Here is a 15,469-nt window from a genome sequence, read left to right on the forward strand (position 1 = left end):
CCTTTACTGCCATTCACGATGATAGGCGCCCAGCGTGGTTTGCGTCCCTTCACTCAGGGAACTCAGGGCTTTCATCCAGTTGGGGTGCGCGGAGAAATGTTCAGGATCGGCTTTGCAGCTGTCGATTGCCTGGCGCCAGATACGGGCAATCTGTGCCACATAAGCCGGGCTGCGCTGGCGACCTTCGATTTTTACCGACGCAATATTGGCTGCCAGCAACGTGGGAAGCAGCTCCAGCGTATTCAGGCTGGTGGGCTCTTCCAGGGCGTGATAAGGCGCCTCTTCAACTTTATAGCGCCCCTTGCAGAGCGTGGGGTAACCAGCATTTTCATCAGCAGCATAGCGATCGATCAGCACTTCATTCAGCCTGGACTCCAGCCCGGCAGAGGTTTGCTGCCAGCGCACAAAGCGTGCCGGCGAGCAGGCTCCCACCGTATTCGGTGACTCGCCTGTAAGATAAGAGGAGAGATAGCAGCGCCCCTCCGCCATGATGCAGAGGCTGCCAAAAGCAAACACTTCGAGAGGAACCGTCGTCGCCCGCGCAAGCTGGCGCACCTGATGAACCGAGAGCACGCGGGGCAGGACCACTCTGGCAACGTCGAAATGGCGCTGATAAAAATTCACCGCTTCCACATTAGTCGCTGAAGCCTGGACAGAGACGTGACGCTCAATATGCGGGTAGCGGCTGGCGGCATATTCCAGCATCGCAATATCCGCCAGAATCAGCGCATCCACGCCCGCCTGCGCTGCCATATCTACAGCGCGCTCCCAGCGCTGATACCCCTGCGGATGGGCAAAAGTATTAATCGCAACGTGCAGTTTACGTCTATGCTGATGAACGTAACGGGCCGCTTCCTGCAGGCGTTTCTCTGTGAAGTTCAGACCGGCAAAGTGGCGGGCATTGGTGTCATCTTTCAGGCCGATATAGACGGCATCTGCGCCGTTTTCGATCGCCGCTTTCAGGGCGGGCAGATTACCTGCAGGACAAAGCAGTTCCATATGAAGAAATTCCGGATAAACAGAGGAAACGTTGAGTTTAGTCAGCCTCAGGACGACAACTTTTGATTTAAGGCAGCTAATGGCGTATTGATGGGAAGAAGATTTACCGACAAAAACCGGAAAGTTCGCGCGCTTTTTTGATCCACCTGCCCGATCTGTTTTGCTGATATGGCAGAATAGCCGAAATTTACCTAAAAGGAGTCAGAATGGTGTTGAACCCATTACGCGCTCAACTTGTGCGAAAAGGCCCCCAATGGCTGCGAATTCCCGTGCAACTTGTGCCTTTCATGCTGAAGAAACAGCTGCTGCAGCAGATCCTCAGCTGGCAATTTCATCATGCTCTGACCGAAGGTGAGTTAGACTTTCTGGAGGGGCGCTGGTTAGGTATTGAGATCCGCGATCTGGGGCTGCGCTGGGCAACAACGGTTGAGCAGGGGAAATTACGGGTAGCGGACCACGCACAGGCTGACGTCTGGTTTCGTGGCGACGCGAACGATCTGCTGCTGGTGGCTGCACGCCGACAGGATCCCGATACGCTGTTCTTCCAGCGCCGGTTAGTGATTGAAGGGGATACGGAACTGGGGCTTGAAGTGAAAAATCTGATGGATGCGATTGAGCTTGAATTCATGCCGGCGCCATTGCGCTTTGGCCTAATGCAACTGGCCGATCTGGTTGAGGCTGGACTGACTGAGGACGCGAATTCCCCAGCGGATCGCGCGGGTGCACCATGTTAATTCGTACTGAAATTGGGGTAGATGCCGCCAGCATAGACAGTCTGCTGCGCCGCTGTTTTGCCACCCCAGCGGAGGCTGAGCTGGTCCAGCAGCTGCGTGAAGATGGTCTGCTCACGCTGGGCGTTGTCGCCACCGACGAGGAGGGACAGGTGCTTGGCTACGCGGCATTCAGTCCGGTTACGCTGAATGGCGAAGATAACCAGTGGGTGGGATTAGCGCCATTAGCGGTTGATGAAAGCGTTCGTGGCCAACAGTTGGGCAAGCAGCTTATTTATGAAGGGTTGGATACGCTGAATGAGTTTGGCTATGCCGCCGTGGTGGTAGTGGGCGATCCGGCCTATTATGGACGCTACGGATTCGAGCCAGCCGCCCGCCACCAGCTGCGCTGCCGCTGGCCGGGGACGGAAGCCGCTTTCCAGGTTTATAAACTGGCCGACAATGCTTTCACCGGTACGGAAGGGCATATCGATTACGCCGAGCCTTTCAACCGCGTGCGTTAAGCCACAGGCTTAACGAAACAGGCTGGTGCTCAATCAGCCTGATTTTTTCCTGCCTCTTTAACTGCTTTACCTGATACTCCAGGCGTGAAGCGCTGGAGCGGTCGCCCGCATCACACTGGAACAGCAGTTCCAGCGGCCCTTTGCCACGCAGCGCTTTCGCCCCTTTGCCACACTGATGCTGCCCAAAACGCCTTGCCACGTCATTGGAAATGCCGGTGTAGAGCATACCGCTGGCGGTGCGCAGGATGTAAAGGCGCCACGGCGCAGGTTCACTTTCACTCATCGGTTCAGCCATCTTAATTCCTCTCTGCGCAGCATAGCAAAACCCGCCGCAGATGTGGCAAAGTAACGTTTTCAGGGAGAAACCATGTTTGATAACGATCAACTGAGCGCCATTACCCGCTATCTGAAAAAGCAGCATGTGCTGTCGCTCTGCAGCGGCAATCCGGTGTGGTGCGCTAACTGTTTTTATCTCTTCGATGCTGAAAAGGTCGCCTTCTGGCTGATGTCGGAAACCACAACTCGTCACGGCGCGCAGATGAAGGATGGCGCACAGGTAGCAGGCACCATCAATGGTCAGCCCAAATCCGTGCTGCTGATTAAAGGCGTGCAGTATGCCGGGCGGATAGCGTTGCTGGAAGGCGAAGAGGAGCAGACGGCGCGCAGGGCCTATATCAGACGCTTCCCGATTGCGGCCAAAGTGACGGCACCGTTGTGGGAAATTGAGCTGGATGAGTTAAAGATGACCGATAATGCGCTGGGCTTCGGCAAAAAACTGAGTTGGATGCGGGAATAAAGGGCCGGGAACTCTCCCGGCCACTCTCTTATCAGACAGTTTCAAGAATACGCAGTGACTCGCGGTTAAAGGCGGGCAGATCGTCAGGCGTACGGCTGGTGACAAATTTGTCATTGTCCACCACCACTTCTTTGTCATAGAAGTCGGCGCCAGCGTTCTTCACATCAATCGCAATCGCCTTCACGGAGGTCATTTTGCGGCCACGCACGGCGTTGGCGCTGATCAGCAGCTGCGGCCCGTGGCAGATGGCGAAAATGGGTTTACCCAGTTCCACAAATTTTTTGGTGAATTCCACGAAGCGGTCATCGCTTCTCAGGCTGTCCGGCGAATGGCCGCCTGGCAGCAGCAGCGCATCAAACTCTTCGGCGCTGACGTGATCGATATCTTTATCGATCTTCACGGTGGCTTTTCCCTGCTTACCGGTGACAGTGATCCCCGCTTTTTTCTCAATGGTCACCACCTGGTGGCCTGCTTTGGTATAGGCTTCTGCAGGGGACGTGAATTCTGAGTCTTCAAATTCATCGGTAATCAGTACCGCAATCTTCTTGCTCATCTTTTCCTCCGGTGATTATGTTGTTCAACACCCTTAAGTGTGGTTGGTGATCCTGAAAAATCAAGCCAGACTGAAAGTTACCGCTTAAGATCGCGGATAATAGTGAGGATTTAACGGCCTGTTGTGCCATCTCTGCAGCACACTATTTATTACCAAAGGGAGAGGTTTATGAGTCGGGTACTGCTTACCGGAGCAACGGGGCTGGTGGGGAAGCATCTGCTGCGTATGCTGATTGAAAAGCCAGAGGTCAGCGAAATTATTGTTCCCACGCGCCGCAAACTTCCGGACTACCTTAAAGTCACTAATCTGGTTGAGGAGGATCTCACTGACGTCCTTGGCCCACTGCAGACGCAGGTCGATCTGGTGTTCTGCTGTCTGGGAACCACCCGCAAACAGGCGGGCAGTAAAGAGGCTTTTGTGCATGTGGATTACACGCTGGTGGTGGATACCGCCATTGCGGGGCAACGTCTGGGGGCGCAACATCTGGTTGTCGTCAGCGCCCATGGCGCGAATACGCACTCGCCGTTTTTCTACAGCAAGGTGAAAGGCAAGATGGAGGAAACGTTGCAGAACCAGCAATGGCCCCGCCTGACCTTTGTCCGCCCGTCACTGTTGCTGGGCGAGCGCGATACCAAAAGAAGCGGCGAATCACTAATGGCGCCCCTGTTCCGGCTGCTGCCGGGTAACTGGCGCGCCGTGTCCGCCAGAGACGTTGCCGCAGTAATGATGCGGGAAGGATTCTCTTCCTCCGGGCAGGGAGTGAAAATTATCGAATCCGCTGAAATCCCACGAAACAGTGCGTGAAATGCTCGCCGGGGAATGGAGAGAGGCAAGCTGACTGCCAGTGTGGCGTTGGGGGCCGGGCGCACTGCTGCCCTTAGCGCAAGTAGTGCACGATCTGGTTGCTGCTTCCCCGCCAGAGCAGCGCCGGATCGCGCAGCGCCTCAACATACCTGCCGTCAATCATCACGTTTATCAGATCTACCGCCCGTAGCTGCTCTGCTGTCAGCTCCTCCAGACGATAACCGCTCCACAGCCAGACATCCTTACCGGAACACTCACGACGTATGCGCTTCAGCAGTCTTACTACCTCCGGCACATTAGCAGGATGCAGGGGATCGCCTCCCGACAGGGATAACCCCTGGCGCGGGATACGCGTATCGTTGAGGTCGGCAATCAGCTGCTCTTCCTGCTGAACGGTAAAAGGCCTGCCTGAATTCAGACGCCAGGTACTTTTGTTATAGCAGCCGGGACACTGATGCTCGCACCCCGCCACAAACAGCGTACAGCGGGTACCCGGCCCGTTGACAATATCCACCGGGTAGTACTGATGAAAATTCATCCCAGTGGCCCGTTCAGGTGCTTAACCCGGCGTCTGACCTCCTCCTGTTTGCCGGCATTAAACGGACGCGCGTCCGGGCTGCCCAGATAACCGCATACCCGACGGGTGACGGAGACCCGGGCCGCATCGTGATTGCCGCATTTCGGACAGGTGAAGCCTTTGCTGGTGCAGGAAAACTCGCCGGTAAAGCCGCAGTCGTAGCACTCATCAATCGGCGTGTTGGTGCCGTAATAGGGGATGCGGCTGTAGCTGTAATCCCAGACATCCTCCAGCGCTTTCAGGTTGTGCTGAATGTTGGGATATTCGCCATAACAGATGAAGCCGCCATTGGCGAGGGGCGGATAGGCGGCCTCGAAATCTATCTTGTCGTAAGGATTGACCTTTTTTTCCACGTCCAGATGGAAGCTGTTGGTGTAATAGCCTTTGTCCGTGACGCCCGGCACCACGCCAAACTCGGCCGCATCGAGCCGACAGAACCTGTCGCACAGGTTTTCGCTTGGCGTGCTGTAGAGGCTGAAGCCATAGCCGGTTTCCGCCTTCCAGCGATCCGTTGCCTGGCGCAGATGGCTGACAATAGCGATCGCTTTAGCCTGTAACCCTTTGTCATCATAAGGGTGGATTTTACCCCCGCTCAGGGCGTTCAGGGTTTCATGCAGGCCGATATAGCCCAATGAAATCGAGGCGCGTCCATGTTTGAATATCTCCGCCACCTCATCATCAGCTTTCAGCCGTACGCCGCAGGCCCCTTCCATATATAAAATCGGCGCCACGCGCGCTTTCACCTTTTCCAGCCTGGCGATACGCGTCATCAGCGCTTTTTTCGCCAGTGCCAGGCGTTGATCCAGCAGCGTCCAGAAGCGCGCCTCCTCTCCTTTTGCCTCCAGCGCGATACGCGGCAGGTTCAGGCTGATTACGCCAATATTATTCCGCCCTTCGTGGACTACTTCGCCATTCTCTTCCCAAATCCCTAAGAAACTGCGGCAGCCCATCGGCGTTTTAAACGAGCCGGTCGTTTTCACCACCTGCTCATAGTTAAGAATATCGGGGTACATCCTTTTGCTGGCGCACTCCAGGGCAAGCTGCTTGATATCGTAATTCGCATCGCCCGGCAGGCGGTTAAGCCCCTCTTTGATGGCAAACACCAGCTTGGGAAACACGGCCGTTTTATGATTTTTCCCCAACCCGGCGATGCGGTTGCGCAGAATAGATTGCTGCACCAGCCGGGCAGACCAGCCGGTACCCAGCCCGAAGCCGAAGGTGACAAACGGCGTCTGGCCGTTAGCGGTATGCAGAGTGTTGACCTCATATTCCAGCGACTGAAAAGCGTCATAGCACTCTTTTTCGGTGCGCTGTTGCGCATAGGCTTCCGCCTCCGCTATCTGCCACTCCTGCGCCGTTCTGCGGTGCTTCTCCAGGCTGGCCTCCACAAAAGGTGCCAGCACTTCATCTATCCGGTTGATGGTGGTGCCGCCGTAGATATGGCTGGCAACCTGAGCAATGATCTGGGCGGTGACGGCGGTGGCGGTGGAGATAGATTTCGGCGGTTCGATTTCCGCATTGCCCATCTTGAAACCCTGAGTCAGCATCCCTTTCAGGTCAATCAGCATGCAGTTAAACATCGGGAAGAAGGGGGAGTAGTCCAGATCGTGATAATGCAGCTCGCCACGCTCGTGGGCCATCACAATATCGCGCGAGAGAAGGTGCTGGGTGGCATAGTGTTTTGCGACAATCCCCGCCAGTAAATCCCGCTGAGTGGGAATGACTTTACTGTCTTTATTGGCGTTCTCGTTCAGCAGCGCAGGGTTAGTTTGCTCCACCAGCCCCCGGATAGCTTTATTCAGTTTGCCCCTGCGTTCACGGGCGAGATCGCGATCGTGACGATATTCAATATAGGTGCGGGCAAGCTCCGGGTAACGGCCAGCCATAAGATGGTTTTCAACGGTTCGCTGAATATCGTGAATATCCAGGCTCTCCTGTTGCAGGAGCTGACGGCAGATCTCTGCGGTGGCTTCTGCACAATACTCTTCATCATCAATCGCCGCAGCGCGGGCGGCCCCTCTGATCGCTTCGCCAATGCGCGACGCGTCAAATGGCACGTTACAGCCATCTCGTTTGATTACCCTGACCACTCGCCGTCTCCTTACCTGATATCTATATATAGTTTTATTCAGGCATGATAAACCCTATATGTAGTGATTGCGCGAGTTTAACTGGGGATTTCTTGATCCAGAACATTGACTGGAAAACTCTGGAGGCTTCCTCGCCAGCGCTCTGATAACGGCTGATTTTCAGGCGAAGAAGAGAACAGGCCGACTCCAGCAGGGGAGGTCGTTGCAGGCGCGGGACGGAGCCAGTGGGGAAGATTTACGGAAGCTGGCGATGGCTCTCTGGCCAGAGAACGCGCAGGATCGCATTTTTTGCGCCCCGAATAGCCAGCTGTGGTTGCATTAGTAGCAGAGGAATTCATATTATTGCCTGTTATGCGGAGCAAACAGGGTTTTGCTCAGGTCATCCCGGGATAGAGTCTGATGCTTTCTGTGACGTACAATGAGAAACAGGTTAGCCGATGGATCGGTGCGCGCACCGTCGCCAGGGCTAAAAGCCTGGTAGAGAAAGCGCAGAATATTCAGTGGCAAAACAATCTGCTGACCGGTGAAGTGCCGGGCAGAAAGGTAGAACCGTTTCAGGTTATGGTGCATTTCAGCCGCCCGCAGGGCAAGCTCCATGCCAGCGGCGAATGCACCTGTCCGGTGAAGAACAACTGTCGCCATGTGGCGGCCGTGATGCTGGCTAACCTGCAGCACCCTGTTGCCACAGCGGTGAAAGAACCGGCAGCAGAGAGCCTCTCTGTGCAGCCCGTTCCCACGCTCAGGCTGGAGTCCCGCGCAAAATTTGTCAGTGGGTTTGGCCGCTACGGCCACCGTCAGAAAAAGCTCGATTTCGCTGCGGTGCATTTTGACTATGCCGGGATCGCGGTGGCCGCGGGCAGCAGCGGCGAGCGTTTCACTAACCAGAAAGGCACGCCGTTTCTGATCCAGCGTCACGCTGCACTGGAAGAGAGCTGGCTGAATGAAATCAATGCCGCCGGGCTGAACACTATCCCCGCCGGCCATATCTATACGCCGGAATCGGCGCCTTTACCGCCCTCCATATTTGCGCCCGATACGCCAACCGGGTGGCGGGACTTTATTCGCCTTCAGCTTCCCAAACTGCGCAGGCGCGGCTGGAAGGTGAGCATGGATGAGGACTTCACCTGGAACGTCACGGAGATTGCTGAAATTGCCGGCAGGGCGATTCAGGATCAGGATGGCTGGTTTAACCTGGAGCTGGAGGCGAACGTAGGCCGCCGTCAGGTACGAATGCAGCCGCTGCTGGCGGGGCTGTTTCAGAAAGACCGCCGCTGGTTTTCCGGCAATCTTAACCAGATCCCCGATGAGGAAGTGATCGAGCTCAGAAGCGATCGTAACGAGCGGCTGCATATCAACGCTGGCGTGATGAAGCCGCTGGTGGGCAATCTGATCGACCTCTTTGCTAAGGGGATGAGCACGCCGCTGCGCATTGCCCCTTATGAGGCGGGGCGATTAACGGCGCTGAATGAGACCGGGCGCTGGCAGTTCCACGGTGAGAGCGGCGTTTATCAGCTGGCGGAGCGGCTACGCTCCAGCGAGGGGATCCTGCCCGTTGAGCCGCCAAAAGGGCTGCAGGCACAGCTGCGTGATTACCAGCAGCAGGGGCTGAACTGGATGCAGTTTCTGCGCGCCCACGATCTCTCTGGCGTGCTGGCGGATGATATGGGGCTGGGGAAAACGATCCAGACCCTGGCGCACCTTCAGCTGGAAAAAGAGGCGGGCAGGCTGGATCGTCCGGCGCTGATCGTGGTGCCGACCACGCTGGTCTATAACTGGACGCAGGAAGCGAGCCGTTTTACGCCGGAGCTGAAAGTACTGGCGCTCACCGGCCCCGATCGTAAAGCCTTTTACGACGACATCCAGCACTACGACGTGGTGCTGACCACCTATTCACTGCTGTGGCGCGATCAGCCGCAGCTGCTGGGCCACAGCTATCACCTGTTGATCCTGGACGAAGCGCAGTATGTGAAAAACAGCGCTTCCCGCGCTGCCTCGGTGATCCGCTCGCTGAAGTCCCGCCACCGCCTCTGCCTCACAGGCACGCCGCTGGAAAACCACCTTGGCGAACTCTGGTCGCAGTTCGATTTCCTGCTGCCCGGTTTCCTTGGCAGCGAAAAGGAGTTTACTCAGGAGTGGCGTATTCCTGTGGAACGTAACGGCGATCGGGTGCGCCGGGAGCTGCTGGCGCGGCGCGTCAGGCCCTTTATGCTGCGGCGACGCAAGCAGGAGGTGGCGAAGGAGCTGCCGCCAAAAAATACCATCGTACGTTCCGTGGAGCTGGAGGGCAGCCAGCGCGAGCTGTATGAATCGGTGCGCAGTGCGATGCAGGAGCGTGTGCAGCTGGCGGTGCAGCAGCAGGGCGCGGGGCGCAGCCATCTGCTGGTGCTGGATGCGCTGTTAAAGCTGCGGCAGATTTGCTGCGATCCCCGGCTGGTGAAGATGGATAAGGCGGCGAAGGTAAAACACTCCGCCAAGCTGGCGCTGCTGCGGGAGATGCTCACCGACCTGCTGGCGGAGGATCGTCGCATTCTGATCTTCTCACAGTTCACCGCCATGCTCTCTCTGATTGCTGAGGAGCTGCAAAAGGCGCGCATCCCGTTTGTGACGTTAACAGGCAGCACCCGCGACAGAACCGAGCCGGTAAGGCGTTTTCAGGAAGGGGAAGTGCCGGTGTTTCTGATCAGCCTGAAAGCGGGCGGCGTCGGGCTGAACCTCACCGCCGCCGACACGGTGATCCACTACGATCCCTGGTGGAACCCGGCGGCGGAGAACCAGGCAACGGACCGGGCCTACAGGCTGGGCCAGGAGAAACCGGTCTTTGTCTATAAGCTGATTGTGGCGGGCAGCATTGAAGAGAAAATCGTGGCGATGCAGCAGCAGAAGGCGGAGCTGGCAGAGGGCATTCTGGAAGATGAGCTGAGCGAGCCGGGCCAGTTCACCAGCGATGACCTGGCCTCGTTGCTTGCTCCGCTCTGACGCTTAGCGCTTCTGATACCACCAGACCGCTTCCCACGGCCGCAGCATCACTTCGCCAGGCGTGACGTGGGTATCGGGGTAGTTGCTGATCAGCACATCCCACTGGCCGCTGTAGGCGGGTGGATGCCATACCTGCGTCTCGGAACTGAAATTGGTGGCAACCACCAGCGTCTCTTTTTCATAGCGGCGGCAGTAGCACCAGAGCCAGGGATGCTCTGGCAGCAGATCGAGATAGTCGCCCCAGGTGAGGATCGCATACTCTTTTCTCAGCTGGATCAGCCGCTGATAGGTGTAAAACACCGAGCCTTTATCCGCGACCGCCGCCTGCGCATTGATCGTCTCCATGTTATCGCACATGCCGATCCACGGCGTGCCGGTGGTGAACCCGCCGTTTTCACTGGCATCCCAGGGGATGGGCGTCCGGCCATTATCGCGTGATTTACTGGCGAGGATCTCCAGAAGGTTATCGCTGTCGCGCCCCTGCGAACGCAGCTCCGCATACATGTTATGGCTTTCAATATCACGGTAATCCAGGATGCGGGTAAAATGGGGATTGGTCATCCCCAGCTCTTCACCCTGGAAGATGTAGGGCGTGCCCTGCATACCGTGCAGCACCAGCGCCAGCATTTTGGCGGACTGCACGCGATACTGCCCCTCATCGCCCCAGCGTGACACCACGCGGGGCTGATCGTGATTACACCAGAACAGCGCGTTCCACGCCTTGTTATGCATCCCCTGCTGCCAGTGGGTGAAGATCGCTTTCTGCGCCACCAGATCCAGCGGCGTCAGCGTCCATTTCTGACCGTTGTAAAAATCCACCTCAACATGATCGAAGCTGAACACCATCGACAGCTCTTCGCCTTCCAGCGAGCCGTAGCGCTGGCAATGCTCCAGCGTTGCCGAGGACATCTCGCCCACCGTCATCAGCTCGCGCGGGCGGAACACGTCACGGCTCATCTCCTGCATAAATTCATGAATGCGCGGGCCGTCGGTGTAGAGGCGCAGGCCGTCCCCGTTGGGATCGTCAGGAAAATCCTGATGCTTGGAGACCAGATTCACCACGTCCAGCCGCAGCCCGTCGATGCCGCGATCTGCCCAGAAGTTGACGATTTGCTTGAGTTCCGCGCGGAGATTGTCGTTCTCCCAGTTCAGCTCCGCCTGTTCCGGCGCCCAGAGGTGCATATAGTACTGCGCGCTTTCCGGGTGCCAGCGCCAGGCGCTGCCGCCAAATTTTGACTGCCAGTTATTCGGAGGCTGGTTGGGCGTGCCGTCGCGCCAGATATAGTAAGAGCGATAAGGGCTCTCTTTATTCAGCGCTTCGTAGAACCAGTGGTGCTGCGTGGAGCTGTGGTTAAACACCATATCGAGAATAAGGCGCATTCCGCGGGCGTGCGTCTCCTCCACCAGCCGGTCAAAGTCGTTCAGCGTACCGAAAATGGGATCGATAGCGGTGTAGTTCGCCACGTCATAGCCATTGTCTACCTGCGGAGAGATATAAAAGGGCGTCAGCCAGATAGCATCCACGCCCAGCTCCTTCAGGTAATCGAGTCGCTGTATCACCCCCGCCAGATCGCCCATGCCGCTGCCGGTGGTGTCCTGAAAACTCTTGGGATAAATTTGATAGATAACGCCGTTCTGCCACCACGGTGGAATTTTTGTCATTGCTCAATCCTGATTCTCAGGTGAAAAGGTCTGGCTGCGCACAAGAGTGTTCTAACGCCTTGTTGTTCTTCCCTAAGATTAGCCATTAACTCGCAAGGTGTCACAAAACAAGAAGCGGGTTGTTTCCTGAGCGACCTGTAACTTGATGTGTAAAACGAATTATGTTTTATGGGTTTTTTGCTTTTTTTGCCCGTCGCCCCTCTGGAGAAGTGTAATGATCGGATCCCTGCGTTTTACCCTGCTTGCCACATCATTATTGGTCTCACTCTATGCTCATGCCACCCCTGCTGGCAACCTGCCGTTGATGCCCTGGCCTCAGCAGGTTGAGCAGCCGGAAGGGGGCGGCAGCCTGGCGCTGAATAACCAGCTCTCTATTAACATCAAAGGTGATGCACTGCCGGGCGCAGTGGAGCGCTGGCGTCAGCGGATTGGCCTGCAAACCGGCTGGCAGATGCTGCCGCAAAGCGGGGAGGCGGCGAACGCCACCATCAACATAATTATCGCCAAAAGTGTCGATCCTCTTCCCCAGCCGGACAGCGATGAGAGCTATCATCTGCAGGTAAACAGCGAGGGCGCTAAGCTGGAGGCAGCCACCCGGTTTGGCGCGATGCGCGGCATGGAGACGCTGCTGCAACTGATACAAAACAACGACAAAAACAGCGCTATTCCCTATGTGGATATCCATGACAGCCCACGCTTTCCGTGGCGCGGGATCCTGATCGACTCCGCCCGCCACTTTATGCCGCTGGAGACGATCCGCCGGCAAATCGACGGCATCGCCAGCGCCCGCATGAACGTCTTTCACTGGCACCTCACTGACGACCAGGGTTGGCGCTTCGCCTCCACCCACTTTCCTCAGTTTCAGCAGAAAGGCAGCGACGGCCTGTTCTATACCCAGGATCAGATGAGAGCGATCGTGCAGTACGCGGCGGATCGTGGCGTTCGCGTGGTGCCGGAGATCGATCTTCCTGGCCACGCTACGGCACTTGCAGCGGCGATGCCGGAGCTGATCAGCGCGCCCGGCCCTTATCAGATCGAGCGCGGCTGGGGCGTATTTAAGCCGCTGCTGGATCCCAGCAACGAGCAGGTTTATGCCTTTATCGACACGCTGATTGGCGAGGTCACAGCACTCTTCCCCGATCCCTGGCTGCACATTGGCGGCGATGAGGTGGACGCCACGCAGTGGAAGGAGTCCAAACCCATTCAGGCGTTTATGCAGCAGAAAGGGTTGAAGGATGAGCAGGCGCTGCAGGCCTATTTTAATCAGCGAGTCGAGAAGATCCTGGCAAAACATCAGCGGAAAATGGTGGGCTGGGATGAGATAGCCCATCCCGATCTGCCCAAAAGCATCCTGATCCAATCCTGGCAGGGGCAGGATGCGCTGGGGGAGGTCAGCAAGCAGGATTATCGCGGCATTCTCTCCGCCGGGTTCTACCTCGACCAGGCGCAGCCTGCGGCCTATCACTATCGTAATGAAGTCTGGCCGGAGGGGCTGAACGGGCAGGACCGTCTGCAAAAAGAAGACCATGCCCAGAGCTGGCAATTTATTCTGCCGCGCCTGAAGGGAAGCGCGGTGAAAGGCAGCTTTACGCTGGTGGAGCGGGACGGGCAGTGGCGGGGCTTTATCGATTTTGCCGGCAAGTCGCGCCGCCTGGTGCGCAACGTTGAGTGGCTGGCGCCGCAGCAGGTTACCTTCAGCGTCGATACATGGATGGGCGAACTGCAGCCGGTGGTCACGCTGACGGGAGAGAAACTCACGGGCTATATGCGGGTAGGCAACGTGCGCTATCCCACGCAGGGCAGCAGGCTGAAAGCCGTGCCTGAAGGCATTCAGCCCAGCGTACCAGGCGAGCAGCAAATGAAGGAGAACCTGCTGGGCGGCGAAGTGGCGCTGTGGGCGGAAATTGTCAGCCCGCAGGTGATTGATCTGCGCCTGTGGCCGCGAGCCTATGTGGTGGCCGAGCGACTCTGGTCGGCGAAAGATGTCACCGATGAGCAGAATATGAGGCAGCGGCTGGCGCAGGTGGAGAGCTGGTCTGCCGTTTCAGTGGGTTTACAGCAGCATGCGCAGGCGCAGACCCAAATGATCCGCCTGGCAAACAGCAGCAGCATCATTCCGCTGGAAATTTTTGCCGAAGCGCTGGAGCCGGCACAGTACTACACCCGTCAGCACCTGAAGTTTCAGGCGGGACACTACGATCTCAGCGAGCCGCTGAACCGCCTGGCCGATATCCTGCCTGCCGAAAGCAACAAGGTTCGAGAGCTGGACCGGCAGGTTGATACGCTGATTGCCAGTCGGGATAACCGCCAGGCTATGCAGGCTATTCGTCACCAGCTGCGGCAGTGGCAGCAGAATGTGCCGGAAGTGATGCCGCTGCTGGCGCAGAATTATCAGCTGAAGCCGTTAAGGCCGGTGGCGCAGCAGCTGCAGGAGATCGCCAGCATGGGCTTATCATTGCTGGATGCGATGGAGCAGAATCGGGAGTTTGGCGCGGGGGAAGTCACCGCAATGCAGGCGAAGCTGGACAAGGCCGCCGCTGTTCAGGATGAAGTGGTACTGACACTGGTTTATCCAGTAGAGAAACTGCTGCGGGCGTTACGATAAGCGTAAAACCCTCTCCTGCGTGCGGGAGAGGGAATGGCTGGCCGCTTCGCTGTTTACCGTATCAGTAAGCAGAGCGGCTGCCTGCTTCTTCACCTCTGCGGGAGAGGAATGGCTGGCCGCTTACCATTTCAGTAAGCGCTGAACGCCTGTCTGTCTCTTCACCTCTGCAGGAAAGGCAGGCGCTTAGCGGCGAACGGCGATCGCTTCGATTTCGATTTTTACATCTTTAGGCAGGCGGGCAACTTCCACGCAGGAACGGGCCGGGAAGCTGGCCTGATGCTCAGTGAAAAACGCTTCATAAGTGCTGTTAACGGTGGCGAAATCGTTCAGATCCTTGACGAAGACGGTGGTTTTCACAATATCGCCCACCTTCAGACCGGCAGCTTCCACAATCGCCCTGACGTTTTCCAGCGACTGGCGCGCCTGAGCGGCGATATCGTCGGCAACGGAGCCGGTTTTAGGATCGACCGGGATCTGGCCAGATGTGATGATCATGCTGCCCAGATCGACGCCCTGCACGTAAGGACCGATAGCGGCTGGTGCGTTTTCAGTGCTGATTTCGCGAGACATAATTTCTCCCTGTAGATGAAGTTGTGGGTGAGGGGGAGAAGCGTCTCCCGCTGTACCACCCGGATATCGCTGGCATCCTGCCTGAGTCAGGACAGGAGGCCACAAATGCGGCCCATTATAGGCCGCTGAAGACTGATTACCAGTTCGCCAGCACCACGTGGTGAGCAAAGGATTTTTCACAATATTTGCAGGTCAGACGCACGTCTTCTTCACGCTTTTTCACCGCAAAGCTGGAGTTAACCGGCTCGCTGCGGCTGATGCAGTTGCTGTTAGGGCAGGTCAGCACCTGTTCGATACGTTCCGGCAGCGCCGGGGCAATTTTGCCGACCACTTCATAATTATCGATGCGGTTAACGGTGGCATGGGGCGCATAGACCGCCAGCTGGTTGATCTGATCGTCGGTAAGAAAAGTGTTCTCGATCTTAATCAGATCCTTACGGCCCATCTCGCCGGAAGGCAGATTCAGACCGATGGTGATGCGCTGATCGGTTTCTGTCAGGCGGAACAGCGACAGCAGCTTAAAGCCAATCTGTGCCGGAATGTGGTCGATGACCGTGCCGCGTTTGATCGCTTCGACCTGCAGTTTGTTATCTTGCGTCATGA

General features: G+C 57.0%; 14 protein-coding genes. 6 read left to right on the forward strand and 8 right to left on the reverse strand.

All coding sequences use genetic code 11. The features are described 5' to 3' along the window. Nucleotides 1-3: 3 nt before the first annotated feature. Complete coding sequence (ubiU, locus tag Q3V30_RS02735; protein WP_306210239.1) at nt 4-999, reverse strand: ubiquinone anaerobic biosynthesis protein UbiU; 996 nt, start codon at nt 997-999, stop codon at nt 4-6. A gap of 206 nt (nt 1,000-1,205) precedes the next feature. On the opposite strand from ubiU, the gene ubiT reads away from it, so the two are divergent. Continuing rightward, nucleotides 1,206-1,733, forward strand: coding sequence for a ubiquinone anaerobic biosynthesis accessory factor UbiT (gene ubiT / locus Q3V30_RS02740; protein WP_306210241.1), 528 nt, complete (start codon nt 1,206-1,208; stop codon nt 1,731-1,733). Beyond that, complete coding sequence (locus tag Q3V30_RS02745) at nt 1,727-2,233, forward strand: GNAT family N-acetyltransferase (RefSeq protein WP_306210243.1); 507 nt, start codon at nt 1,727-1,729, stop codon at nt 2,231-2,233. Before ubiT ends, Q3V30_RS02745 begins: the two co-directional genes overlap by 7 nt. Here the strand turns inward: Q3V30_RS02745 and Q3V30_RS02750 are convergent. Then, entirely contained in the window at nt 2,217-2,528 is a 312-nt protein-coding gene (locus Q3V30_RS02750; protein ID WP_428979232.1) for a GIY-YIG nuclease family protein, read from the reverse strand. The genes Q3V30_RS02745 and Q3V30_RS02750 overlap by 17 nt on opposite strands. Nucleotides 2,529-2,600: 72 nt before the next feature. Between Q3V30_RS02750 and Q3V30_RS02755 the strand changes: the two genes are divergently transcribed. Next, the gene (locus Q3V30_RS02755; protein WP_306210245.1) at nt 2,601-3,029 is read left to right on the forward strand and encodes a YhbP family protein; all 429 of its coding nucleotides are present in this window, start codon (nt 2,601-2,603) and stop codon (nt 3,027-3,029) included. A 31-nt stretch (nt 3,030-3,060) separates the two neighbouring features. Here Q3V30_RS02755 and Q3V30_RS02760 read toward each other — a convergent pair whose 3' ends face one another. Continuing rightward, nucleotides 3,061-3,582, reverse strand: a complete 522-nt coding sequence (locus Q3V30_RS02760) for a type 1 glutamine amidotransferase domain-containing protein (RefSeq protein ID WP_306210247.1) — start codon at nt 3,580-3,582, stop codon at nt 3,061-3,063. Nucleotides 3,583-3,750: 168 nt separating this feature from the next. On the opposite strand from Q3V30_RS02760, the gene Q3V30_RS02765 reads away from it, so the two are divergent. Beyond that, the gene (locus Q3V30_RS02765) at nt 3,751-4,386 is read left to right on the forward strand and encodes an NAD(P)H-binding protein (RefSeq protein WP_306210248.1); all 636 of its coding nucleotides are present in this window, start codon (nt 3,751-3,753) and stop codon (nt 4,384-4,386) included. Nucleotides 4,387-4,459: 73 nt separating this feature from the next. Here Q3V30_RS02765 and nrdG read toward each other — a convergent pair whose 3' ends face one another. Both nrdG and nrdD read right to left on the reverse strand, forming a co-directional pair. After that, on the reverse strand, nt 4,460-4,924 hold the full coding sequence (gene nrdG / locus Q3V30_RS02770; protein ID WP_306210250.1) for an anaerobic ribonucleoside-triphosphate reductase-activating protein: 465 nt from the start codon (nt 4,922-4,924) through the stop codon (nt 4,460-4,462). After that, nucleotides 4,921-7,053, reverse strand: a complete 2,133-nt coding sequence (gene nrdD, locus Q3V30_RS02775; protein WP_306210252.1) for an anaerobic ribonucleoside-triphosphate reductase — start codon at nt 7,051-7,053, stop codon at nt 4,921-4,923. Before nrdD ends, nrdG begins: the two co-directional genes overlap by 4 nt. A gap of 399 nt (nt 7,054-7,452) precedes the next feature. Here nrdD and Q3V30_RS02780 point away from each other — a divergent pair, with 399 nt between their 5' ends. Then, entirely contained in the window at nt 7,453-10,029 is a 2,577-nt protein-coding gene (locus Q3V30_RS02780; protein WP_306210254.1) for a DEAD/DEAH box helicase, read from the forward strand. A gap of 3 nt (nt 10,030-10,032) precedes the next feature. Here Q3V30_RS02780 and treC read toward each other — a convergent pair whose 3' ends face one another. After that, nucleotides 10,033-11,691: an alpha,alpha-phosphotrehalase gene (gene treC, locus Q3V30_RS02785; RefSeq protein WP_306210256.1), complete on the reverse strand. Its 1,659-nt coding sequence runs from the start codon at nt 11,689-11,691 to the stop codon at nt 10,033-10,035. Nucleotides 11,692-11,905: 214 nt separating this feature from the next. Between treC and Q3V30_RS02790 the strand changes: the two genes are divergently transcribed. Beyond that, entirely contained in the window at nt 11,906-14,296 is a 2,391-nt protein-coding gene (locus Q3V30_RS02790) for a beta-N-acetylhexosaminidase (RefSeq protein WP_306210258.1), read from the forward strand. 183 nt (nt 14,297-14,479) lie between these two features. Here the strand turns inward: Q3V30_RS02790 and ridA are convergent, their stop codons facing one another. Together ridA and pyrI are read right to left on the reverse strand one after the other, a co-directional pair. Further along, nucleotides 14,480-14,866, reverse strand: coding sequence for a 2-iminobutanoate/2-iminopropanoate deaminase (gene ridA, locus Q3V30_RS02795; protein WP_306210260.1), 387 nt, complete (start codon nt 14,864-14,866; stop codon nt 14,480-14,482). Nucleotides 14,867-15,002: 136 nt separating this feature from the next. Then, the gene (gene pyrI, locus Q3V30_RS02800) at nt 15,003-15,467 is read right to left on the reverse strand and encodes an aspartate carbamoyltransferase regulatory subunit (RefSeq protein ID WP_306210262.1); all 465 of its coding nucleotides are present in this window, start codon (nt 15,465-15,467) and stop codon (nt 15,003-15,005) included. Between the last annotated feature and the right edge of the window lie 2 nt (nt 15,468-15,469).

Origin of the sequence: Erwinia pyri, assembly GCF_030758455.1 — a bacterium.
Lineage (GTDB): Bacteria > Pseudomonadota > Gammaproteobacteria > Enterobacterales > Enterobacteriaceae > Erwinia > Erwinia pyri.